23 protein-coding genes and 3 tRNA genes are annotated in these 23,522 nt (G+C 65.5%); 18 read left to right on the plus strand and 8 right to left on the minus strand.

What is annotated here, in order from left to right:
- The first annotated feature begins 842 nt into the window (after positions 1-842).
- The 11 genes from AC5P74_RS16070 to AC5P74_RS16120 all read left to right on the plus strand — a co-directional run bounded on the left by AC5P74_RS16070 (position 843) and on the right by AC5P74_RS16120 (position 6,628).
- Positions 843-1,004 (plus strand): hypothetical protein, encoded by a 162-nt coding sequence (locus tag AC5P74_RS16070; protein WP_153643622.1) that lies wholly within the window; start codon positions 843-845, stop codon positions 1,002-1,004.
- Between the two features lie 68 nt (positions 1,005-1,072).
- Positions 1,073-1,243: a hypothetical protein gene (locus AC5P74_RS16075; RefSeq protein ID WP_004154558.1), complete on the plus strand. Its 171-nt coding sequence runs from the start codon at positions 1,073-1,075 to the stop codon at positions 1,241-1,243.
- A 64-nt stretch (positions 1,244-1,307) separates the two neighbouring features.
- Positions 1,308-1,907: a DNA polymerase III subunit beta family protein gene (locus AC5P74_RS16080; protein ID WP_049397873.1), complete on the plus strand. Its 600-nt coding sequence runs from the start codon at positions 1,308-1,310 to the stop codon at positions 1,905-1,907.
- Between the two features lie 52 nt (positions 1,908-1,959).
- Complete coding sequence (locus AC5P74_RS16085) at positions 1,960-2,283, plus strand: hypothetical protein (protein ID WP_049397874.1); 324 nt, start codon at positions 1,960-1,962, stop codon at positions 2,281-2,283.
- Positions 2,283-2,708, plus strand: a complete 426-nt coding sequence (locus AC5P74_RS16090) for a hypothetical protein (RefSeq protein ID WP_049397875.1) — start codon at positions 2,283-2,285, stop codon at positions 2,706-2,708. Before AC5P74_RS16085 ends, AC5P74_RS16090 begins: the two co-directional genes overlap by 1 nt.
- A 20-nt stretch (positions 2,709-2,728) precedes the next feature.
- Positions 2,729-2,887, plus strand: a complete 159-nt coding sequence (locus tag AC5P74_RS16095; RefSeq protein WP_153643621.1) for a hypothetical protein — start codon at positions 2,729-2,731, stop codon at positions 2,885-2,887.
- On the plus strand, positions 2,884-3,144 hold the full coding sequence (locus AC5P74_RS16100; protein ID WP_032961791.1) for a hypothetical protein: 261 nt from the start codon (positions 2,884-2,886) through the stop codon (positions 3,142-3,144). The genes AC5P74_RS16095 and AC5P74_RS16100 overlap by 4 nt, the downstream gene beginning before the upstream one ends.
- A 63-nt stretch (positions 3,145-3,207) precedes the next feature.
- The gene (locus tag AC5P74_RS16105) at positions 3,208-3,828 is read left to right on the plus strand and encodes an antirestriction protein ArdA (protein ID WP_049397877.1); all 621 of its coding nucleotides are present in this window, start codon (positions 3,208-3,210) and stop codon (positions 3,826-3,828) included.
- A 241-nt stretch (positions 3,829-4,069) separates the two neighbouring features.
- A complete protein-coding gene (locus tag AC5P74_RS16110) occupies positions 4,070-4,210 on the plus strand; it encodes a hypothetical protein (RefSeq protein WP_005412379.1) in 141 nt (46 codons plus the stop codon).
- Between the two features lie 739 nt (positions 4,211-4,949).
- Positions 4,950-5,324 (plus strand): winged helix DNA-binding protein, encoded by a 375-nt coding sequence (locus tag AC5P74_RS16115; protein WP_005412378.1) that lies wholly within the window; start codon positions 4,950-4,952, stop codon positions 5,322-5,324.
- Positions 5,325-5,389: 65 nt separating this feature from the next.
- Complete coding sequence (locus AC5P74_RS16120) at positions 5,390-6,628, plus strand: tyrosine-type recombinase/integrase (protein WP_049397878.1); 1,239 nt, start codon at positions 5,390-5,392, stop codon at positions 6,626-6,628.
- Positions 6,629-6,690: 62 nt separating this feature from the next.
- Here AC5P74_RS16120 and AC5P74_RS16125 read toward each other — a convergent pair.
- The 3 genes from AC5P74_RS16125 to AC5P74_RS16135 all read right to left on the minus strand — a co-directional run bounded on the left by AC5P74_RS16125 (position 6,691) and on the right by AC5P74_RS16135 (position 7,132).
- Positions 6,691-6,767 (minus strand) — tRNA-His (locus AC5P74_RS16125).
- Positions 6,768-6,939: 172 nt separating this feature from the next.
- A tRNA-Arg gene (locus tag AC5P74_RS16130) sits at positions 6,940-7,016 on the minus strand.
- Between the two features lie 39 nt (positions 7,017-7,055).
- Positions 7,056-7,132 (minus strand) — tRNA-Pro (locus AC5P74_RS16135).
- 180 nt (positions 7,133-7,312) lie between these two features.
- Between AC5P74_RS16135 and AC5P74_RS16140 the strand changes: the two genes are divergently transcribed.
- Positions 7,313-8,071: a Bax inhibitor-1/YccA family protein gene (locus AC5P74_RS16140; protein WP_206620839.1), complete on the plus strand. Its 759-nt coding sequence runs from the start codon at positions 7,313-7,315 to the stop codon at positions 8,069-8,071.
- A gap of 78 nt (positions 8,072-8,149) precedes the next feature.
- On the opposite strand, the gene AC5P74_RS16145 is transcribed toward AC5P74_RS16140, so the two are convergent.
- From AC5P74_RS16145 to grxC, 5 genes are all read right to left on the minus strand, one after another.
- Positions 8,150-9,058: a LysR family transcriptional regulator gene (locus AC5P74_RS16145; protein ID WP_005415465.1), complete on the minus strand. Its 909-nt coding sequence runs from the start codon at positions 9,056-9,058 to the stop codon at positions 8,150-8,152.
- A gap of 53 nt (positions 9,059-9,111) precedes the next feature.
- Positions 9,112-9,855 carry a cysteine hydrolase family protein gene (locus AC5P74_RS16150; protein ID WP_053500778.1) on the minus strand — a complete coding sequence of 248 codons (744 nt, stop codon included), beginning with the start codon at positions 9,853-9,855 and terminating at the stop codon, positions 9,112-9,114.
- A 249-nt stretch (positions 9,856-10,104) separates the two neighbouring features.
- A complete protein-coding gene (locus tag AC5P74_RS16155; RefSeq protein ID WP_033835461.1) occupies positions 10,105-11,109 on the minus strand; it encodes an isocitrate dehydrogenase in 1,005 nt (334 codons plus the stop codon).
- Positions 11,110-11,430: 321 nt separating this feature from the next.
- Positions 11,431-11,823, minus strand: a complete 393-nt coding sequence (locus AC5P74_RS16160) for a carboxymuconolactone decarboxylase family protein (RefSeq protein ID WP_004154542.1) — start codon at positions 11,821-11,823, stop codon at positions 11,431-11,433.
- Positions 11,820-12,110 (minus strand): glutaredoxin 3, encoded by a 291-nt coding sequence (gene grxC, locus AC5P74_RS16165; protein WP_004154541.1) that lies wholly within the window; start codon positions 12,108-12,110, stop codon positions 11,820-11,822. The genes AC5P74_RS16160 and grxC overlap by 4 nt, the downstream gene beginning before the upstream one ends.
- Before the next feature lie 142 nt (positions 12,111-12,252).
- Between grxC and AC5P74_RS16170 the strand changes: the two genes are divergently transcribed.
- The 6 genes from AC5P74_RS16170 to AC5P74_RS16195 all read left to right on the plus strand — a co-directional run bounded on the left by AC5P74_RS16170 (position 12,253) and on the right by AC5P74_RS16195 (position 23,359).
- Positions 12,253-13,899: a M48 family metalloprotease gene (locus AC5P74_RS16170; RefSeq protein ID WP_447901568.1), complete on the plus strand. Its 1,647-nt coding sequence runs from the start codon at positions 12,253-12,255 to the stop codon at positions 13,897-13,899.
- A gap of 116 nt (positions 13,900-14,015) precedes the next feature.
- Positions 14,016-14,705, plus strand: coding sequence for a phosphate regulon transcriptional regulator PhoB (phoB, locus tag AC5P74_RS16175; protein WP_005408258.1), 690 nt, complete (start codon positions 14,016-14,018; stop codon positions 14,703-14,705).
- A 106-nt stretch (positions 14,706-14,811) separates the two neighbouring features.
- Positions 14,812-16,143 carry a phosphate regulon sensor histidine kinase PhoR gene (phoR, locus tag AC5P74_RS16180; protein WP_005415460.1) on the plus strand — a complete coding sequence of 444 codons (1,332 nt, stop codon included), beginning with the start codon at positions 14,812-14,814 and terminating at the stop codon, positions 16,141-16,143.
- A 4-nt stretch (positions 16,144-16,147) separates the two neighbouring features.
- Positions 16,148-18,235: a polyphosphate kinase 1 gene (gene ppk1 / locus AC5P74_RS16185; RefSeq protein ID WP_329841360.1), complete on the plus strand. Its 2,088-nt coding sequence runs from the start codon at positions 16,148-16,150 to the stop codon at positions 18,233-18,235.
- 354 nt (positions 18,236-18,589) lie between these two features.
- On the plus strand, positions 18,590-20,116 hold the full coding sequence (gene ppx, locus AC5P74_RS16190; RefSeq protein ID WP_005415458.1) for an exopolyphosphatase: 1,527 nt from the start codon (positions 18,590-18,592) through the stop codon (positions 20,114-20,116).
- A 318-nt stretch (positions 20,117-20,434) separates the two neighbouring features.
- Positions 20,435-23,359: a TonB-dependent receptor domain-containing protein gene (locus AC5P74_RS16195; protein WP_329841358.1), complete on the plus strand. Its 2,925-nt coding sequence runs from the start codon at positions 20,435-20,437 to the stop codon at positions 23,357-23,359.
- The last annotated feature ends 163 nt before the right edge of the window (positions 23,360-23,522 follow it).

Below are 23,522 nucleotides of genomic sequence, written 5' to 3' on the forward strand. Positions count from 1 at the left end.
GGGCAACCTGCGGACATCCGCGCTCAAATGTTCGCGCCTCTGTCTGTCCCTATCTGTCTTTTTGCCCTGACCGCCACGCGTCCACCTCGGCACCACCTCGGCACACCTGCCTACCACCTCGGCGCACCCTGCCCCAGCCTATGCCCACCTGCCGCCCACCACGGCCAGCCAATGCGCCGCCACGGCCCACGCAAGGCCCGCCACGGGCATCCCTACCGCCCCGCCTATAGAAGCTCCCCACGCGCGCGCTAGGCGCTCCCTGCGACCATCCAAACATCGTTGCCATCGGGGTATTGACAGCCATGCGGGGATTGATCTAATCTATACCCGTCGCCAGCAGCACGGCGGCAGCGGAAAAGGCGGCGACAGACGTGCGACCGATGGATCGACAGCACCTAGAGCTTATCCCGCCAGCACTGAGGACTAGCCCCAAAGGCCCCTGAGCGCACCGCAGGTAACGTCCGGCTCAATCCTCCCACTACCGGGAGTGATTGACAAACCGGGAACAAACGGGCATAATGCCCACCATCGAACAACGGTCGCAGGGTGCGGTCGGGACAGTAGGAAAGGGGCAGGCAGGAGCGCCGCCCACGGCAGAACGCGGGGAGCTGGGAACACTAGCCGCGCCGGGAAGTGTAAGGGCCGATGAAGGCCGCCACGGATACCGGGTCACCGCCAGAAAGAGCGGGGCCATCTGTACGGGATTCCTAGGCGAGCTGGAGGCGCTCCCGGAAGCTGGCGACGGTCAGATTCCATGCCTTACAAGCATGAGTCTGACCGCCAAAGCGTCCCTACCGTTGTGATGGGGCGTTTTGGTGGTCCGATTCACTGGAGAGCAACCCATGACGATGATCCCGTTTGATATGACCGCCCGCGACTACTACGTGGCCGGTTGCATCCGCCGCGGCATCCGCGAGCACCGCGCCCGACTCAACGAGCGGGAGCGCCAGGCGAACAGGAACCGCACCCAAGTTGCGCCTTGTCCCTCCCCCGTTGTCATCTGATCCCCTTTCGTCAACCCGGTTTTCCACACCCCGCCGACGTGTGACGGCGGGTCTTTTTTGGAGCTACCATGAGCACCAATGGACCACTGGAGGACTTGCAAGTGCGCAAGCTCACCGCTGAGATTCGCAAGATCAACCGCGAGAGCGACAAGCTGATGATGGAGACCCGGTGGTATCCGTTGGTGGTCGCCACGGCCTTTGTGGCTGGCATCGTCACGCTGACCAAGCTGTTCCTCTAACAGCGCCCTATCCCAATCCACCGAAGCCGCCGCAAGGCGGCTTTTTTGTTGCCCGGAGAAAGCTATGAACAAAATTCCTTCCGCCCTGATCGCCGCCGCTCTGCATGTGGCACCCAAGAATGACGTTCGCTTCTACTTGAATGGCGTGCTGATTGAGTCGCACGCCGATGGTGCGATCATCGTTGCTACAGACGGCCACCGCATGCTTGTGGTGCGTACCAGCCTGCCGTGGGACATTGGCAAGATCATCGTGCCGCGCAATGCGTGCGAGCTGGTCGCCAAGATGAAGGGCGATGTCTATTTCAGCGCCGTGGGCGATGCCAGCCGGTTCAAGGCGGAGCGCGGAGGCCAGGCCATTGAGTTTGCTGCCGTTGATGGAACCTACCCGGACTGGCGTGCTGCGGTGTCCAAGCCGAACGAACTCAAGCTGTCCGGATTCGCGCCTGCCGTCCTCGAAGGCGTAGTGAAGGCGGCCGGTGTAATTCGCAAGGCATTCGGCGGCAAGGCCACTTCACTGATTCCGGTGACTGGCGGCGACGTGGCGGCCATGTTCGGTATTGGCGGCATCACCGATCCGAGCATCAGGTGCGCGTCTTTGATCGTCATGCCAATGCGCGACTCGTCATACCCGGAAGCCCTGTGCAGCGACGCGCTCCGCGCTTAACCCGAACCCATTAGCCGCCGCTAGGCGGCTTTTTTGTTGCCCGGAGAAAGCCATGAACCTCGACAAGTACGCCCCTGAGAGCGCGAAGCGCATAGCCGTGGCGCTGGTGGATGCCGCCCTCGCCGCTGGTTACTCGCTCGGCGTCTACGACGGCGAAGAAACCACGGTGCGGCACAGCCGCGACCGGCAAGAAGTGTTGGAGGCCCTCGCCTCTACCGACCACGATCACCTGCGGTTCTACCGCCCGGACGCAACAAAGGCGGGGTTTGTGCTCCTGATTTGGGAGAACGGGAACGACGCCGCGAGCGACTGGAGCGACAACGACGAGACCAACGCGCTGGTGATGCCGGTGCTGCGCGGGCTGGGAGTGCTGTGATGGAACTGCGCACCTACGGAACCCGCAACGTGTTCCTGGCACAGCCGGGGCGCTATCACGAACAACTGGCGGCGACCGCGATGACGCCGCAGCAAGCCGAGGAGTTCGCCACCGTGGTCAACCGGGCAATCAGGGATACCGACTTCGACCCCATCGACCTTGCGTTGCTTGCGGCAGGGTGGCAGTTGGCTGACGTGCCTGTGACCATCGAAGTGGGCGAGTTCCTGACCAATGTGGCCCGGATGCTTCACAAGCTGTTCGAGGAGCTTTGCACCCCTGACGGCTATCCCGGCGTCTTTGGCTACGAGATCGCGGAACCGTTGGGTGCGTGGCTTGCCGAACGCCCCAAGAATCGCTGCGAACTCGCCGATGCTGAGCGGCAGGCACGCGAAATGATCCAAGCCGAGATGGGCCGCTTCGCATGAGCTACCGCGAGGAGGACATCATGTTCGAGACCGAAAAAGCGTGGGTGCTGCGCAAGGGGCCGAACCATTTTGAGGTCTACAAAATCGGCCTCACGCACTCGACACGCCACGGCATTTTTCACAACATCCCCGGCGCGCTGGATCGCGCCATTGAGCACGCAAAGGGCCTGTCGCAATGAGCAACGACAACGAGCTGGCTGTACCTGCCGGTGACAAGCTGGTCACCCTGGGCGACCGATCGGTCTCCTACGGTCCCCGCCAAGAGTTCGATGGAAGCGTCGAGCCTTGCGCACCGATGGCCGCGCAGTTTTGGGGCGTCTACCGCTGGGCTGGTAAGGACCGCTGGTGGTGGATTGCCGACGTGGCCGACGAAGACACCGCCCGCGCAGTGGCCGCCGCCTACCTGCTGAACGTCAAGCCCGATTGGGCGCACTGACCGACAACCACCGCTGATCCCGAGGCCCGCCTAGTGCGGGCCTTCGCATTTCTGGAGCACACCATGCAAATATACGTTGCCTGCCTTGCCTCATATAACGCTGGCGTCCTGCACGGCGAGTGGATCAACTTGGAGGGACGCGACGCCGACGACGTGCGCGATGAGATTGCCCGCATCCTGCGCGAGTCGCCGCACCCGAACGTGACCGTTGATTGCCCGGATTGCGGCGGTACTGGAACCACATACGTCCCCCGAGTATTCGGCGGGGCGGAATGCACGGCGTGTGGCGGAAGCGGCAAGGTCGCCAGCGCCGAGGAGTGGGCCGTCCACGACTACGACGACGTGTTCGGGGATACCTGGGGCGAGCACCCCGACCTGGACAAGCTGTGCGCATTGCAAGAGCGGCTGGACGAGTTGCACAACGACACCGAACGCGCCGCCTACACGGCCTTCTGCGACCACGAGGGCCTCGACGATGTGACCGTGGAGCAGTTCCACGAAGCCTACGCGGGCCAGTTCGATAGCTGGGCCGACTTTGCCGAGAACTATGTGGACGAATCGAGGCTTCTTCACGACGTGCCCGACGCCCTCTCCCGCTACTTCGACTACGAGAGCTATGGCCGCGACATTCGGCTCAACGGTGACGCGTTTGAGGTGAGCGGCTTCTACTTCTGGAGCCGCTAACGCCGCTTCCGCAAGACCCTGCGCCAATACAGGTATGTGCGATGCGCCGGCACCGAGCTAGTCCACACCCATACGACTAGGTGAAGGGCCGTAATGGCGACTTCTACGCGGGGGTCAATCATCGAATGGTCCTTGGGGTCGGGAGTGGCGATCACGCCCTTCAGCCCTAATCATAAGGCCAATCTCGATATTTGGCACTCATTGTTCCATTTGTAGCACTTGCATAACAGGAGACTTACATATGCGTAACGCAGATTTCACCGCAAACTCGACCCTGGTGATCGTCAACGTGGCCCTCCGCGTCCACCAGTTCGGCCCGTTCTTGGTATTCGAGCGGGAGGTTTTGGTCCTGCATGAACGGACCTACGAGGTGCCCGAATGATTCGGACCATCAATTTCGACCATAACGAGAAGCGCGGCGCTCTCCGCGCGATGCTCGGCCTACTCAACGAGCGCGTCCAGTTCTCGGTCGTCCCCGAGGACTGTGGCTGGCGGGTGTCGTATCCGGTCCCACCCGCGGCCCCAACGGAGACCCCGCGGCCATGACTTCACTGCACCAGTCGGGATCAATCTCTCCCGTGGTACTTGATTCCTACGGACGCGCCATCATTGTGGCCTGTAGTCTGCCCGACGGCAGCGTCATGCTGTCGGGCTGCGCATCCGCAGACGACCAGGGGGGCGTTCTCAGTCTATGAGTGCGGTGAGACGGACAATAGCCAGCGCGGTAGTCCGCGTAGGGCAAGGACTGTTTTTTGCATCCGTGGTCGGGGCCATTGTGACCCTGGCGGCGATGCTGGCACTACCGTTCTTAAAACACTGAAACGTAAGACCTTTTTGTGGAGCGCAGCCGGGGGTGGCGGCGCATTACAACGCCGTGAGCAGGGGACAGGACGGCCCCTTCGCAGGGCAGAAGTACCTGGACCTGTTCGTGAAAGCCTTTGGATATGAGATCGGAATCGACCCCTCCCCCACGCCCTGGCAGCGTGGTTTCTGGATGGACAAAATTGGCAAGAATGCCATCAACATTGGCTTGGGCCTTGTAATCCTTACATTGCGGCTCCAAGATAGACCCTGATGGTTTCCCAAGGGGGAACCATCCCCTTACGGAAAATGAGCGCACCATGAATCTCTCGCAGAAAGAACTGACGGCCATTCTCACAACCGCACTGTCAGCCTTCCGGGAAGAGATCGACGAGGACATCACCGCCACCCGCATCCTCACCCTACTCGCCGTTGTGGACGAGCCGGGCATTCAGCAGGTGGACCTTGAGCGCGTCCTCGGCGGACTCTCTCCCTCCGCAGTGAGCCGCAATGTGCTCGACCTGTCGTCTATCAAGCGTAACCGCGAGCCGGGGCCTGACTTCCTGGAGCAGCGCCCTGATCCCGCCTACCGCAAGCGCAACCTGATCTTCCCGACGACCAAGGCGCTGCACTGGCTGGCTTCGCTCGCAGAACGTGTCAACCGCAAGGTGACGGCGCGCGTCGCAGCCGCCTAACCCCCAACACCCCGTTGTGCCCCGAGGCCCGCCTAGTGCGGGCCTTTTCATTTTTGGAGATACACATGGCCCTTCGCCTCAAAGGGACCGCGCCCAAGCCGGGTGCGCCCGATAAGCGCTACTACATGCTCGACGTGCAGGAGGGATACCGGCGCGTGCGCTTGTCCACCGGCACCCGCGACCGCGTGGCAGCCGAGCGCAAGGAGCAGGCGGTCCTCGACGCCCTGCGCGACGACCCCGACGTTTCCGAGGACGTGCTGCGCGAACTCATCCGGGGCAAGTCCCGGTCGGCGCAGATGGCCGTGGCGAAAGCCAAGGCCCGGCAGCGCACCCTCAAGGACGCGATGGATGACGCCCTGGACGACCGCAACTTTTGGGGCAAGCTCAAGTCCATCGAGACCGTCCGCACCAACTGCAAGATCGTCCAGGGCTTCCTGGGCGAGGACACGCCCATCAACGACATCACCCAGGCCGCAGTGGACGCGATGGTGACCAAGATGGAGGCCGAGGGAGCTGCTCCGGCGACCATCAACCGCAAGATGCACGCCCTGATGGCCGTCCTGCGCCGCGAGGCGAAGGCCGGGCGCATGCTGGCCGCCATCCCGGAGTACCGGCCGAGCGACGAGCGCGACAACGCGCGCCAGTTCACCCTGACCATTGAGGACGAGGAGCTGATCCTCTCCCGCGTGCTCGCGTGGGACATCCTGCCCGACCCCGAGTACGGCGGTCGGCCGCGGACGCGCGACGGTAAGGACTACCACGACCTGTTCGTGTTCCTGGCCGACGTGGGCTGCCGCCTGAGCCAGGCATTCAACCTGCGCTGGAGCGACCTGGTGGGAACCCCGCCGACCGCCGTTCGCTTCTGGCGTCACGGGGAACTGAAAGGCGGCCGGCAGCGCACCATCCCGTTGACCTCCCGCGCCTCGGAAGTGGTCCAGCGGCGGCGCAGGGCGGCAGGCAAGGAGCAGACCGGCCCCTTCTCCACGCTCAACAAGACCCGCGCCAACAAGCTCTGGAATCGTGCGCGAAAGGGGACGCATCTCGCCAAGGAGAAGGAGTGCGTGATCCACTCGCTGCGGCACACCTGCGCCACCCGGCTGCTGCTGGCGACCGGCAACATCAAGCTCGTGCAGGAGTGGCTGGGGCATCGGGACATCCGCACCACGTCGGAGACCTACGCGAAGGTGCTGGCCGAACAGGCGCTCATCGGCAAGTCTGCGCTGGAGCAATTGCGGGCTGCGCCGCAGGTGACGCCCACAGGTGACGTTCCGAGACAGGGATTGATTGCCAACGAGGGATTGTAGTACCAAAACTGACCGTCGCCAGCTTACTTTTCAGTAACTTAGCGACGGTAGTAAGAAAACAGTGGGGTGGCTGAGGGGATTCGAACCCCCGACCACCGGAATCACAATCCGGTACTCTAACCAACTGAGCTACAGCCACCACTGAAACTTTCGCTCCATCGCCGATACCACTGACGCCGGAACCTTGAACATTGCCTGGGGACTGTCACCGAAGTTGCGGTCCGCCGAAGCGAGTCCGATATTCTGGTGGAGTCCTTGCGCTTTTGCAAGCACTTCTTCACATCCGTCGATGCGATCCCGGTGCTCGCCAATGGCGCGCCCGACAGGAATCGAACCTGTAACCGCCGGCTTAGAAGGCCGGTGCTCTATCCAGTTGAGCTACGGGCGCCCGAACCGGAACGGTGTCCAATCCGACGTGGCGTGGGATTGGTCGGGGTAGAGGGATTCGAACCCCCGACATCCTGCTCCCAAAGCAGGCGCGCTACCAGACTGCGCTATACCCCGGTCTTGCAATCCCCTCGGGTTGGGCCCGGGGAGCTGGTCATTGTCGCCAAGCGCGTTGGGAACTGTCAACGAAGGATGCACAGATCCCCGGCCTGCCACAACGCCGAAAGCAGTCATCGGCTATGCTGACGCCCATCGGCCGGATGGCCGTCCCGACCTTCATTCGCACGGAGAACACGCATGCGCAGCGGCAACCCGGCTCTTTCCGAGTCGACCTTCCTCGACCTCGCCAGTGGCTCGGTAGTGACCAGCCCCGACCAGGCCATGACCCTCAACGGCACCGCCAACAAGACCGGCATCCTGCTGCTGTTGACCGTTCTGACCGCGGCGTTCGCCTGGAGCCAGGCGGTCGACGAGTACGGCCAGATTTCCGGCAGCGCGAGCCTGTACGCCATCGGTGGCGCGATCGGCGGCCTGGTGCTGGCACTGATCACCATCTTCAAGAAGGAATGGTCGCCGGTCACCGCGCCGATGTACGCACTGGTCGAAGGCCTGTTCCTGGGCGCCGTGTCGGCCCTGTTCAACATGAAGTACCCGGGCATTGTGTTCCAGGCGGTGCTGCTGACCTTCGGCACCCTGGCCGCCCTGCTGTTCGCATACCGCAGCGGCCTGATCAAGGCCACCGAGAACTTCAAGATGGGCGTGGTGGCCGCCACCGGCGGCATCGCCCTGCTCTACCTGGCCTCGTTCGTGCTGGGCTTCTTCAACATCAACGTGCCGGTGATCCACGACTCCAGCTGGCTGGGCATTGCCTTCAGCCTCTTCGTGGTGGTCGTGGCCGCGCTGAACCTGGTGCTGGACTTCGATTTCATCGAGACCGGCGTGGCCCAGAGCGCGCCGAAGTATATGGAGTGGTATGGCGCATTCGGCCTGATGGTGACCCTGGTCTGGCTGTATGTGGAGTTCCTGCGCCTGCTGTCGAAGATCCAGCAGCGCTGAACCAGGCAGAGCCATGAACGACAAAGGGCGCCTTCGGGGCGCCCTTTTCTCTTTGTAACGCGTGGCTGCATTTCCCGGCTAGCCAGCCACGCCAGCCTGTGCAGCGTAGTGCGCCGCAAGGTGTTCGACCAGCGCTCGCACCTTGGGCGCGAGCGCACGTGCATGCGGGTACAACGCGAAGTAGCGCCGCTGGCCGGCATGCCAGGCCGGCAGCACGCGGATCAGACGACCGGCGCGCAGATCCTCCTGCACGGTCAGCGCGGTGAACAGGCTGATGCCCATTCCGGCCAGCGCGGCGGCGTACAGCGCGGGCGTGGCATCCACGCGCAGGCGCTGCCCGGCTTCAACGCTCACGCTGGCGCCGCGCGGTCCCTGCAACCGCCAGGGCGGCATTGACGGCGTGGGACTGAAACCCAGCAGCGTGTGCTGCTCCAGATCCACGGCGTGCCGTGGCAGGCCATGGCGCGCCAGGTAGACCGGTGCGGCGACCAGGATGCGCGGGCAGCTGGCCAGCTCGCGCGCAACCAGCTGGCTGTCCGGCAATGAAGCTGCAATGCGCAGCGCCAGGTCGAAACCACCACCGACCACATCCACCACCTGATCATCCGCCGACAGGTCCAGCGTGACCTGCGGGTAACGCTGCAGGAACGAGGGCAGCCAGTGGGGCAGCTCCTGGCTGGCCACCACCTGCGGCACGCTGATCCGCACGCTGCCGCTGGGCTGCGCCTGCCCGGCGCGAGCACGATCATCCGCCTCCTGCAGGCGGTCCAGCAGCGTTGCCGCCTCGCGGTAGTAATCGCGCCCGGCCTCGGTCAATGACAGCCGACGGCTGTTGCGATCGAGCAGGCGTACCTGCAGGTGCTCTTCCAGCTGCCGCAGTTGCCGCGACATCGCCGAGTGGGTGGTCCCCAGGCGCTCGGCGGCCGCAGTGAAACTGCCCGCGTCAACGATGGCGCGCAGCGCACGCAGGGCGGCGAAGTGATCCATCGGCGGGCAGCTCCACGTGGCGGGGCCCACGGCATGCGGGCCCCGCCAGCTTATCAAGCGCCGTCACCGGCCTTGCGTACCGGCAGCGCGAGGATCGCGTCGGTGCTCATGACATCGCCGAAGGCGTCTTCGATCTGCGCCAGCGAGGCCTCATGCAGCGCGCGATGGCCGATGCGACGGCCGCCGGCCAGATCCAGATCGCGGCTGGCGCTGGCATCGGACGAGACGATCACCCGGTAGCCGCGCGGAGCCGCTGCCGCGTCGCGCGCAGCACCGGCCACGCAGGCGTGGGTCTGCAGGCCGGTGACGATCAGGGTGTCGATGCCGGCGTTCTTCAGCATCGGGTCGAGCACCGCGGCGGACGCGCCGGCGAATACGCTGACATTGTCCTTCTGCACCACGGTCTCGCCCTGGCGCGGCTGCAGGTCGCGATGGAAGGCGGCATTGACGCTGCCCTGCGCGAACAAGGGTGCGCCGGCCGGCAGCACGTGCTGGACATGGATCACGCGGATGCCGTGGGCATCGGCGAATTCGACTACCCGCCTGGCCTGGCGCAGTGCGGCCTCGCCATCGGGAATGACCATGCGGCCACCCGCAAAGCCTGGTACGGCCTTGGCATCGAAGTACTCGTTCTGGAAGTCGATCACCAGCACGGCAGTCTTCGCCGCATCCAGCGAGGTCGGGACCGGCGCACCCGCCATATGGCGGATGGTGGGATGGGCTGGCTCGGCAGCAGCAAGCGGGACGGTTGCGGTCATGCCGATCAGGCTGGCCAGGCCGAAGGCGGTGAGGTTCATGTTCAAGCTCCGGTGCATTGGGAAGTGGGCACAGGATGCCGATCACATTACGCACGAACCAGCCGCCCAGCGGCACATGATCTGTGCGATATACGCACAGAAAATTCCCTGTAGAGCCACCCCATGGGTGGCTGCGGACCGTAGGGGCCCCGTCATCCACGCATGGCGTGGATCTACCGAGCCAGCCCACAACGCAACGGGGCGCCCGAAGGCGCCCCGCTGTAGATCCAACCGAGGTCGGCCGGCCGCTTACAGGCGGCTGGCGATGGCCTGGGCAAAGCTCATGGTGGTACCGGTGCCACCCAGGTCGCCGGTCAGCGAGTCCTTGGCTTCCATGGTCGCCACGATGGCCTTGCGCAGGCGCTCGGCATTCTCCGGCTGGCCGATGTGGTCCAGCATCTGCGCGGCCGCCAGCAGCAGCGCACACGGATTGGCCTTGCCCTGGCCGGCGATGTCCGGCGCGGTGCCGTGCACGGCTTCGAAGATCGCCGCGTCCTTGCCGATGTTGGCACCCGGAGCCAGGCCCAGGCCGCCGACCAGGCCGGCGCACAGGTCGGAGATGATGTCGCCGAACAGGTTGGTGGTGACGATCACATCGAACTGTTCCGGACGCATCACCAGCTGCATGCAGCAGTTGTCGACGATCATTTCCTGGAACTCGATGTCCGGGTACTGCGCGGCGACTTCACGGGCGACATTCAGGAACAGGCCCGAGGTCGACTTGATGATGTTGGCCTTGTGCACGGCGGTGACCTTCTTGCGGCCGGTGCTCTTGGCCAGCTCGAAGGCGTAGCGCACGATGCGCTCGGAGCCCTTGCGGGTGATGCGGGTGCCGGAGAAGGCGGTCTCGCCATCGGCCGACACTTCCTGGCCTTCGGCCAGGTAGGCACCTTCGGTGTTCTCACGGACGGTGATCAGGTCGACGTTGTCGAAACGCGACTTGGTGTTCGGGAAGGTGTGGGCCGGACGCACGTTGGCGTACAGGTCGAAGTGACGGCGCAGGCTGACGTTGATCGAGGTGAAGCCACCGCCGACCGGGGTGGTAAGCGGGCTCTTCAGCGCGACCTTGTTGCGCGCGATCGATTCCAGGGTCACCGCCGGCATCAGGTCGCCGTGCTTTTCCAGGGCCACCAGGCCGGCGTCGGCGTCTTCGTACTCCAGGCCAGTCTTGAGCTGGTCGAGCACGAACAGGGTGGCGTCCATGATTTCCGGGCCAATGCCGTCGCCGCGGATGACCGTAATTTTCTGCGTCATTGATCGATGTTCCGAACAGGGGGAAAAACGCCGTCCGGACGTGCCCGGAAACGCCGGCGCAAAGGAAGTTTCACCGGCAATTATGCCTGAGCCGGGGCCGAGGTCCCAAATAGACCATGGTCCCAGTCCCCGGCTCAGGCAGAATTGCCCGCGCATCCCTCCTCTACCCCCGCCTGTCGGCGCGCCCCTTCAACAAGAAGGGGCTCCTGGGCTGTTGGATCGCGGGACAGGCCCCCTCGCGGGCCCGGTAGTGCCGGCCGCTGGCCGGCAACCCCGGCCATGTCGGGTTCAGGGGATGCCGGCCGCTGGCCGGCACGACCCTCAGTGCTCGTGCGCGGCTGGCGCGGCGGCGCCGCCTTCCAGCTGGTCGAGGAAGTCGACCGCTCGGCGCAGGTGCGGGATCACGATGGAGCCGCCCACCACCAGGCCGACCGAGAAGGTCTCGAAGAACTCCTCGCGGGTCACCCCGGCGTCCTTGCACTGGGCCACGTGGTAGCTGATGCAGTCGTCGCAGCGCAGCACCATCGAGGCCACCAGGCCCAGCAGCTCCTTGGTCTTCACGTCCAGCGCGCCGGCCTGGTAGGTCTGCGTATCCAGCGCGAAGAAGCGGCGCACCACCTGGTTCGGTTCGCCCAGGATGCGCTCGTTCATGCGCTTGCGGAACTCGGTGAACTCGGCGATGCGGTCCTTGCTGCCGTCGTCGGCCGCGCTCATGCCTGGCCCTGCCCGGCCAGCAGCGGCTCGAGCTTGCCTTCACGGTGCAGGGCCATCATGTCGTCGTAGCCGCCGACATGGACGTCGCCGACGAAGATCTGCGGCACGCTGGTGCGGCGGGTCAGCGCCATCATCTTCTCGCGCTCGGCCGGGTCCAGGTCAATGCGGACCTCGGTCCACTGCTGGCCCTTGCTCTTCAGGAAGTTCTTGGCGGCCACGCAATACGGGCAGACGGCAGTGGAATAGATGGTGATGGCGGGGGCACCGCCGGCGGTCTGGGCTGTCACGGGAAACTCCACGATGGATCGACGGTCTACATATGGTACCGGTGCGCTGGAATTTCCACGCCACGGCCGCAACACTGTGGATTAACGAATGGTTGCCCCCCGCCCTGCCACGCTTGGCGCGCCCCGCCCGAGGACCTTCTGCTTGCGAGCCCTGCTGCTGACTACCGCCGTCACCCTGGCCCTGGCCATGCCGCTGGCCCAGGCCCAGGAGAAGCTGCCCGACATCGGCTCTTCGGCCGGCGAGCTGCTGACCCCGGCCCGCCAGGCCGAGTACGGCGCGATGATGCTGCGCGAGCTACGCAACTACGGCTACCTGCTGGAAGATCCGCTGGTCAACGACTGGCTGCAGACCATGGGTACCCGGCTCGGCTCCAACAGTGACCAGCCGCGGCAGCCGTACACCTTCTTCGTGATGAACGACCGCCAGATCAACGCGTTCGCCACGCTGGGCGGCTACATCGGGGTCAATGCCGGACTGGTGCTGACCGCCGAGCGCGAGGACGAGGTCGCTGCGGTGCTGTCCCACGAAATCGCCCACGTTACCCAGCAGCACGTGCTGCGCGGTGTCGAGCGCGCCCAGCGCGACCAGATCCCGATCCTGCTGGGCATGCTGGCGGCGGTAGTGGCCGCCCAGGCCAGCAACAGCACGTCGTCCGGCAACGCGACGATGGCCGCGATCAGCTCGGGCATGGGCCTGATGCAGCAGCGGCAGATCAACTACACCCGCTCCAACGAGTCCGAGGCCGACCGTCTGGGCATCCGCACCCTGTCGCGCAGCGGCTACGACGTGGATGCCATGGCCGGCTTTTTCGAGCGGATGTCGGCAGCCATGCGCGGCAACGAAGGCGGCTACAGCGTGCCCGAGTTCCTGCGCACCCACCCGGTCAACATCACCCGCATCAGCGAGGCCAAGTCCCGCGCCCAGCAGATGAAGAAGGATACGGTGCTGCTCACCACCAGCACCCCCACCGGCGAGCGCAAGGAGCGGGTGGACCCGGCAGATCCCAGCCTGGGCGAGCCGCTGTTGCGCGGCAACAACCCGCTGCTGCCCGGCAGTGTGCTGCGCCTGCCGATCGGCCAGCTCAACCGTGGCGCCAGCGGTGACTTCGAGTGGGCGCGTGAGCGCCTGCGCGTGCTCAGCGCGGACTCCCCCCCCGAGCTGGAGCGCGAGTACGCCGACCTGGCCAAGCGGCAGAAGGACGGCCTCAACGATGCGCAGCGCTACGGCCAGGCGCTGGCGGTGATGCGCGGTGGCCGTGCCGGTGCCGGCCAGGCCCGGCAGACCCTGGCCGGCCTGCTGCAGAGCCACCCCGGCAACCTGTGGCTGGCGCTGGGGCTGGGCGAGGCGGAGTCGCGCGCAGGCCAGGCGGCCCAGGCCAACAGCCGCTTCGAGCAGCTGCTGCGCGAACACCCCAACAGCCGCCCGGTGGCACTGACCTATGCCGAGATCCTGAACGAACAAGGCAGCCGCGAAGCCGGCCAGCGTGCGCAGGCGATGCTGCGCCCCCTGCTGTCGCAAAGCGGTAACGATCCGGTCTTCCAGCAGCGTTTCGCCCGCGCCAGCGAGTTGGCTGGCGACAGCGTGCGCGCCAGCGAGGCCTATGCCGAGGCCGCCTTCCTCAGCGGGCGGCCAGAACAGGCGCTGATGCAGCTGCAGGCGCTCAAGCGCAACCCGGCGCTGGATTACATCGGCCGCGCGCGGGTTGACGCCCGCATCGAATCGATCACCCCGACAGTGCTGGAGCTGCGCCGGCAGGGCGTGCAGGACCCGGACCTGGACCGCCGCTGAGCACCGCATGACCGGCCGATGGCAATCCAGGCCGGTTCCGGCCGGGTAGTCACAAACATGTCATCAAACCGTAGTCTACTGGCACCACTCCAGTAACCGAGCCCTACGGTGTCCTCGTGCAGAAACGCATCCTGATCGTCGATGACGAGCCCGCGATCCGTGAAATGGTCGCCTTCGCCCTTCGCAAGGGCGATTACGAACCGGTCCACGCCGGCGATGCCCGGGAGGCCCAGACCGCGATCGCCGATCGCGTTCCCGACCTGATCCTGCTGGACTGGATGCTGCCCGGCACCAGCGGCCTGGACCTGGCCCGCCGCTGGCGCAAGGAAACGCTGACCCGCGAAGTACCGATCATCATGCTGACCGCCCGCGGCGAAGAGAATGATCGCGTCGGTGGCCTCGAGGCCGGTGTCGATGACTATGTGGTCAAGCCGTTCTCGGCACGCGAACTGCTGGCCCGCATCCGAGCGGTCATGCGCCGCGCCCGCGAAGATGACGAGGACGGCAGCGTAGCCGTCGGCCCGATCCGTATCGACGGCGCCGCCCATCGCGTGTTCGCCAACGACCAGCCGGTGCCGATCGGCCCGACCGAATACCGTCTGCTGCATTTCTTCATGACCCATCCCGAGCGCGTCTACACCCGCGCGCAGCTGCTGGACCATGTATGGGGCGGCAGCGTGTACGTGGAGGAGCGCACCATCGACGTGCATATCCGCCGCCTGCGCAAGACGCTGGAGCCGTTCAACGCCGAGAACATGGTGCAGACCGTGCGCGGCGCCGGCTACCGCTTCTCCACTGCTACCTGAGTCTCGTCGTGCCGGCACCGCGCACCTGCGGGTGCCGGTGCCGGCAACTCTGCTATAACCCTCGGTTCACCCCAGTGAACCGCCGCACCTCAACGACGAGATCGCAATGCCCCGCCACATCCGCTCTGCCTGGTTGAAGACCCTGGCCACCGTTGCCGCGGTGCTGCTGTTCGCCGGACTGGTGGGGTGGTTCACGGGCCATCTGTGGTTGTGCATCGCACTGGGCGCGCTGGCGACCCTGGCCTGGCATTACTGGCGCCTGCGCAGCGTTCTGCGCCGGCTGACCGCTCGCCAGCGCTGGGACACCGCCGAAGAAGGCACCGGCGTCTGGAACGAACTGGACCGCCTGCTGTACCGCAACCAGGTGGAAATGCGCGTGCGCAAGCGCCGCCTGCTGGACATGCTGCGCAGCTACCGCGCTGCTGCCGCCGCGCTGCCTGATGCCGTCGTCGTGCTGGATCGCAACAGCCAGCGCGTGCAGTGGTTCAACGAAGCGGCTACCGCTCTGCTCGGCCTGCACCATCCCGGCGACCTTGGCGAGGCCCTGGTCGAGCGCCTGCAGCCAATGCCGCTGGCGCACTGGCTGGCTGGTGGCCGCAATGCCGAGCCCATCCTGGACGTACCCTCGCCGGTCGATCCGGCGATCCGCCTGAACCTGCGCCTGATTCCCTATTCGTCGGACTACTGGCTGCTGATCGCGCGTGACGTCAGCAAGCTGCTGCGCCTGGAGCAGGTGCGGCGGGATTTCGTCGCCAACGTTTCACACGAACTGCGCACGCCGCTCACCGTGGTCCACGGCTACCTGGACATGATGGATCCGGAGGATTTCCCGGGAACCGGACCGATGCTGGAAGAAATGCGCAAGCAGAGCCAGCGCATGGCCCAGCTGGTGGAAGACCTGCTGACCCTGTCGCGCCTCGAATCGCAGGAACACAGCGAGGAAGAGACCGTGGCCATGCAGCCGATGCTGGCCACCCTGCGCCGCGAAGCCGAAGCGCACAGCCAGGGCCGCCACCAGATCAGCATCGACGACCTCGCCGGCGTTGACCTTCAGGGCTCGACCAAGGAACTGCACAGCGCATTCTCCAACCTGGTCACCAATGCGGTGCGCTATACGCCGGCCGGTGGCCGCATCGCGGTGGAGTTCCGCCGCGAGGGCGACGGGGCGGTGCTGGCGGTGCGCGATTCCGGCTACGGCATCCCGGCCACCCACCTGCCGCGCCTGACCGAACGCTTCTACCGTGTCTCCAGCAGCCGCTCGCGCGAAAGCGGTGGTACCGGCCTGGGCCTGTCCATCGTCAAGCACATCCTCGGCCTGCACCACGCGCGGCTGGAGATTGAAAGCGAAGTCGGCAAGGGCTCGGTGTTCTCCTGCCATTTCGATGCCGACCACGTGCGCCCGCGCGAGTCCGCCCCCCTGACCTCCATCGAAGAATGACGCCATGAGCAGCCTCGGATCCCTCCCTCTCCCAGTGAGCCCGGACAACGATCCGTTGCGTGACCCGGCGCTGTACATCAACCGCGAGCTGTCGCAGCTGGATTTCAACTTCCGCGTGCTGGCCCAGGCGATGGACCCGCAGGTACCGCTGCTGGAACGCCTGCGCTTCATGTGCATTTCCTGCACCAACCTCGACGAGTTCTTCGAGATCCGCGCCGCCGCCGTGCGCCACGCGCAGGAGTACGGCCTGCCACCCGCACCGGACGGGATGAGCCCGCAGGCCATCCTGAGCGCCATCCATGACCGCGCCGCCGAACTGGTGGACCAGCAGTACCGCTGCTGGAACGAGACGCTGCGGCCGGCGCTGATGGAGGCCGGCATCGGCGTGCTCGGCCGCCACTCCTGGACCGACCGCCAGAAGCGCTGGCTGCGCGCCTACTTCCGCAACGAGATCATGCCGGTGCTGTCGCCGCTGGGCCTTGACCCGGTGCACCCGTTCCCGAAGATCCTCAACAAGTCGCTGAACATCGTGGTGGTGCTCAAGGGCACCGATGCGTTCGGCCGCGCCGGCCACCTGGCCATCGTGCGCGCGCCGCGCTCGCTGCCGCGCATCATCCAGCTGCCGGAAAAGCTCGGCGGGCCCCAGAACTTCGTGTTCCTCTCGTCGGTGCTGTCGACCTTCGTCGATGAGCTGTTCCCGGGCATGGAAGTCCAGGGCGCCTACCAGTTCCGCGTCACCCGCAATTCCGAGCTGGTGGTGGACGAGGAGGAAGTGGAAAACCTGGCGCTGGCGCTGCGTGACGAGCTGGTCGACCGCGGCTACCGGCCAGCGGTGCGGCTGGAGATCGCGCACGACATGCCGCGCGAGATCGTGCGGACCCTGCTGCAGAATTTCGGCCTGACCGAGAACGCGGTGTACCGCATCGATGGCCCGGTCAACCTCAACCGCATCATCCAGCTGTACGATCTGATCGCGCAACCGGACCTGAAATACCCGCCGATGACCCCGCGCACGCTGCGCGACAGTGACGGCATCTTCGAGACGGTGGCGCGCCAGGACCTGCTGCTGCACCATCCGTTCGACGCCTTCACCGCAGTGCTGGACCTGATCCGGCAGGCGGCAATCGATCCGAACGTGCTGGCGATCAAGCAGACCCTGTACCGCACCGGCAAGGACTCACTGATCGTCGATGCGCTGATCCAGGCCGCGCGCAACGGCAAGGACGTGACCGTGGTGGTCGAACTGCGCGCCCGCTTCGACGAAGAAGCCAACCTCGGCCTGGCCGATCGCCTGCAGGAAGCCGGCGTGCAGGTGGTGTACGGCGTGGTCGGCTACAAGACCCACGCCAAGATGCTGCTGATCGTGCGCCGCGAGGGCCGCAAGCTGCGCCGCTACGTGCACCTGGGTACCGGCAACTACCACAGCGGCACCGCCCGCGCGTATACCGACATCAGCCTGATCACCGCCGATGCGGACATCGGCAATGACGTGCACCTGCTGTTCCAGCAGCTGTCCGGGCTGGCGTCGAAGATGAAGCTCAAGCGCCTGCTGCAGTCGCCCTTCACCCTGCACACCGGCATCCTCGGCCGCATCGAGCGCGAGACGCGCATCGCCGCCGCTGGCCGCCCGGCGCGGATCATCGCCAAGATGAACGCACTGAACGAACCGCAGGTGGTGCGCGCGCTGTACGCCGCGTCGCAGGCCGGCGTGCAGATCGACCTGATCATCCGCGGCGCCTGCACGCTGCGACCGGGCGTACCGGGCATCTCGGACAACATCCGCGTGCGCTCGATCGTCGGCCGCTTCCTGGAACACAGCCGCGTCTACTGGTTCGGCAACGACGGCGCACCGGAAATGTACTGCGCCAGCGCCGACTGGCTGGAACGCAACCTGCTGCGCCGGGTCGAGACCTGCTTCCCGATCCTCGATCCGGAACTGGCCAAGCGGGTCTACCGCGAAGTCCTGCAGAACTACCTTGACGACAACCTCAACGCCTGGGAACTGGACGCGGACGGCGTCTACCACAAGCGTGCCCCAGCCCACGACGAAGCCCCGCATTCGGCGCAGATGGCGTTGATGCAGGGGCTGTGATCCGGTAGGTGCCGACCGTTGGTCGGCACGCATCGCCCATGCAGAACCAAGGGGTCAGAGCCCGTTGCGCAGCAACGGGATCCGACCCCGTGCCGTACCGACAGACCGCGGGAAACTGTCGAAGGCGGGGTGGGTCCGGTTGCGGGGGCGTGAGCGCCATGGATGGCGCGACCGAGCTTACATGGACGTACTTGCAGCGTCCCCCGCAGCCGGGCCCACCCCGCCATCCCACGGATACCTCGCTTTTGACGTTGCCTCTGCAGATGCAGGGCGCAGCCCTGCCGCACTCCCCTCTTCCAAAATGTGAAGGCCGCGCGGTGACGAGCACACCGCCCCTTCGGCTAACATTCGTCCATGCCGCATACCACCACGACTCCGCCCGCATTGCAGGATGGCGACCTGCTGGCCGCCATCGACCTTGGCTCCAACAGTTTCCACATGGTCATCGCGCGCTATACGCTCGGCCAGCTGCGGGTGATCGACCGCCTGCGCGAGACGGTGCGCATGGCCGATGGCCTGGATGGCAAGGGTGGTCTCTCTTCCGCTGCACGCCAACGTGCACTGGAATGCCTGGCCCGCTTCGGCCAGCGCATCCGCAATGTGCCGCCGCACCGGGTGCGCGCGCTGGCCACCAACACCGTGCGCCAGCTGCGCTCGCCGCAGTCGTTCCTGGTACCGGCCGAGACCGCACTGGGGCATGCCATCGAAGTGGTCAGCGGGCGCGAAGAAGCGCGCCTGATCTACCTGGGCGTGGCCCACGCGCAACCGCCCAAGCCCGGGCAGCGCCGGCTGGTGATCGACATCGGCGGTGGCTCCACCGAGTTCATCATCGGCATGGGCATGCAGACCCTGGAGCGCGAAAGCCTGCAGGCCGGCTGCATCGCCAGCACCCGGCGCTTTTTCCCTGGCGGCAAGCTGAGCAAGAAGCGCTGGAAGGACGCGCTGGCCGAGATTGGCCGCGAGTTCCAGCCTTTCGCCAGCAAGTACCGCGCGCTGGGCTGGCAGGAAGCGTTGGGCTCTTCCGGCACGCACAAGGCGATCAGCGAGATCTGCGCGACGATGAAGCTGAGCAAGGGCGCCATCACCGCCGAGGCCCTGCCGCAGCTGCGCGATGAACTGCTGAAGGCCAAGAAGATCGACGACATCCAGCTGCCGGGGCTGTCCAGCGACCGCCGCCCGATCATCGCCGGCGGCATCCTGGTGCTGGAAGCGGCCTTCCAGGCGCTGGGCCTGCAGAAGCTGCTGGTCAGCAAGGCGGCGATGCGCGAAGGCATCCTGTATGACATCGTCGGCCGCGCCGGCGAGAACGACCTGCGTGACGAATCGGTGGCTGCTCTCAGCCAGCGCTACGGTATCGATACCGTCCAGGCCGAGCGCGTGCAGGACACCGCGCTGTCCCTGCTGGAACAGGTGCAGGAGCGCTGGAGGCTCGATGCCGACGATGCGCGCATGCTCGGCTGGGCCGCGCGCCTGCACGAGCTGGGCCTGATGATCGCGCACAGCGGCTACCACGTGCATGGCAGCTATGTGCTGGAACACTCGGATATCGCCGGCTTCTCGCGCCAGGAGCAGCAGATGCTGGCGGCCCTGGTGCGCAGCCACCGCCGCAGCGTGACCAAGACCGCCTTCGACGCCCTGCCCGAGCGACTGCTGCTGACCGCACGCCGGCTGGCGGCCCTGCTGCGGCTGGCGGTGCTGCTCAATCGCGCCCACGAAGACGATCCGCTGCCGGCACTGGAACTGACCGCCGACGACAACCGGCTGTCGCTGATCGTGCCGCAGGCCTTCATCGATGCCCGCCCGCTGCTGCGCGCGGACCTGATCGGCGAGACCGATGGCATCGCCGGGCTGGGCATCCAGTTCCGTCCGTTCGTGGCCTGAATACGCTGTCCGCTGTTGTCCACAGGACAACCGGGGTGACGCATTTCCCACTCCCACTTTGCGCAGTCTGGCGGTTTTTTGTGCTGCTCCGCACCACAAACGGCCCGCTGTGGGCAATCGCTGCCATCACGTAAGCGCCTGCTTTTGTTCACGTTTTGTGAAGAATGGCGCCGCCGCGTGACATAAATGGATACGAACCCTTTACAGAGCATTAACTAACGAGACTACTATCGGGTCACCGGCTCGGTCATCGACCCTGCTGGCTCCTTCGACGCCCACTTTGGCGTCCTGTGCACGACCTGAGAGAGAGAGCTCGCCATGACTTCACGCACCACCGCACTGGGGCAGGCCATCCGCTACGCCCTGGCTACCACTGCAGCGCTGGCAGCGCTGCCCGCGTTTGCCCAGGAAGGCAGCAACGCCAACCCGACCAACCTCGACCGCATCGAGATCACCGGCTCGCGCATCCGCCAGGTGGACGTGGAGACCGCCCAGCCGGTGTTCGCGATCAGCCGCAACGACATCGAAAAGCAGGGGTTCAGCTCAGTTGCCGACATTCTGCAGAACGTCACCGCCATGGGCAGCCCGACCATCAGCCGCGCCAATGCGCTGACCGCAGGCGAAAACGCGGGCGGCACCTACATCGACATGCGCAACCTGGGCACCCAGCGCACCCTGGTGCTGGTCAACGGCAAGCGCCTGGGCATCAGCACGTCCGGCTACCAGGACATCTCCACGCTGCCGGTGTCCGCCGTGGAACGCATCGAGGTGCTGAAGGACGGCGCCTCTGCGATCTATGGCTCCGACGCCATGGCCGGTGTGGTGAACATCATCACCCGTTCCAATGTCACCGGTGTGACTGCCAACGTCTACCACGGCCAGTACAGCCAGGGCGACGGTGCACGCGACCGCTTCGACGTTGTCGCCGGCTGGAGCAATGAGCGCGTGTCGTTGACCCTCTCGGCCGAGCATGCCGAAGAGAAGGGCGTGTGGGCGCGCGATCGCGGCTTCAGCAAGTACGGCATGACCGATCGCCATCCGTACGACAGCAGCAATTGGACCACCATCAGCCAGTACGGCCAGTTCACGGGTCTGCGCGGCCCGGGCTGTACCGCCACTGCGGGTTGCGGCTATTCCCTCAACCGCGGCGCGGATCCCACCAACCCGGCCAATTACCACCTCACCGATACCACGCCTTTCACCGGTGACGTGAGCAACGCCAACGACCAGATGCATGTGATGTATCCGGTCAAGCGCGACTCGGTCTATTTCGACGGCCGCTTCAAGATCACCGACAACGTCAACTTCCGCACCGAGCTGGGCTACAACAAGCGTGAGTCCACCCGCCAGATCGCGGGCTATCCGCTGCAGTCGAGCACCGCCGGTGTCGGCTCGATGTCGATCAACAGCTACTTCAACCCGTTCGGCCGCCAGCACGGTTACGCCAACCCGACCGCCGTGGCCTGGAACCGCCGCACCTGGGAAGTGCCGCGCGTGACCACCAGCGAGCTGAAGACCTACCGCGCGGTGGCGTCGTTCGACGGTTCGTTCGAGATCGGCAGCCGCTACTTCGACTGGGAAGTGGGTTACCAGTACAACCGCAATGAGCTGGAATCGGTGGCCACCGGCAACCTGCACAAGGGTCGCGTCGCCGGCGGCGTCGGCCCGTCGTTCTACAACGCCGCCACCGGCAAGGTGCAGTGCGGTACCGCAGCTGCACCGATCTCCTATGACGTGTGCAAGCCGTGGAACCCGTTGGTTCCGTACGGCACGACGGCTGCCGATGGCCTGTACGGCAACGAAGAACTGCAGGCGTGGCTGTTCCCGGAAGAGATCACCAAGGGCCGCACCACCTCCAAGAACTTCTTTGCCAACATCGCTGGCAGCATCGTGACCCTGCCGGCTGGCGATCTCGGCTTCGCCTTCGGCGTGGAAAGCCGCAAGGAAGAAGGCAAGTACACCCCGGATGCCCTGGCCCAGACCGGCGCTACCACCAACCTGGCCGCAGGCCCGACCGGCGGTGACTACACCGTCAACGAGGCCTACCTGGAAGTGAACGTTCCGGTGCTGGCCGACCTGCCGGGCGCGAAGGAACTGACCTTCAATGGCGCAACCCGCTTCTCGGACTACAACACCTTCGGCAACACGCTCAACAGCAAGTTCGGCTTCAAGTGGAAGCCGATCGACTCGCTGATGGTGCGTGGCACCTGGGCCGAGGGCTTCCGTGCACCGACCATCAGCGACCTGTTCGGTGGTGGTTCGGAGACCTTCGCGCAGTTCAGCGATCCGTGCGACACCCGTTTCGGTTCCTCGGCCTCCAGCGCCGAAGTCCGTGCACGTTGCGCACGCGACATCGCCAATGCGAATACCTTCCGCCAGCTGCGCCAGGGCGGCACCCCGGTGAACACGTCGACGGACGCGACGCCGGTGCCGTTCACCTCCGGGTCCAACCCGCTGCTGACGCCGGAAACCTCGACCAGCAAGACCCTGGGCCTGGTCTGGAGCCCGAGCTTCATCCAGGGCTTCAACGCCTCGCTGGACTGGTGGAAGATCCGCATCGACAACACGATCATCGCCGACACGCCGACCCAGATCCTGCAGGACTGCTATGAGTCGGGCATCGACGCGCGCTGCTCGCGCTTCCAGCGTGACCCGGTGACCGGCATCGTGACCAACCTGAAGTTCGGCAACCGCAACGCGGGCTTCATGGAAACCGAAGGCTACGACCTGGATGTGAGCTACCGTCTGGACACCCGGTTCGGCAAGTTCAACGTGAACTCGGCCACCACCTACGTATCCAGTGCAACCTACCGCACCTCCAACGACAACTCGATCGTCCCGATCGTCACCAACGGCATCGGCAGCGCCTTCCGCGTCCGTTCCAACCTGGTGCTGGGCTACGAGCGGGGCAACTTCGGCGCGAGCTGGACCGCGCGTTACTACTCGGGCGTGAAGGAAACCTGCTCGAACATCGCGCTGTACCCGGACGAATGCTCGGATCCGGGTGTGTATGCACCGTGGTACAAGGGCGCCCGCAACTACAACGAGCGTGGTGCTGTCACCTTCCACGACGTGCAGGTGCGCTACTCGCTGCCGTGGGATGCCACCGTGTCGGTCGGTGCCAACAACGTGTTCGAAAAGACCGGCCCGATCATGTACAGCAAGCCGAACTCGGCCTTCTCGTACTACGGCGGCTACGACATCGGCCGCTTCGTCTACATGAAGTACCAGCAGCGCTTCTGATCCATCGCGCTGTGACATGAAGCACCAGGACCACGGCCCTTCGGGGCCGTGGTTTTTTGTTGGCCGCAGCGCCCCTGCGGTGGCCGGCGCCCCCGTCATCTGACGGTCGCAAAGTGGTCATGTCGGCTACATCGCCAGGGCCGAGCATGCCGGAAACCGGGAG

Source organism: Stenotrophomonas sp. YJH_SMC_94-11 (genome assembly GCF_059370435.1).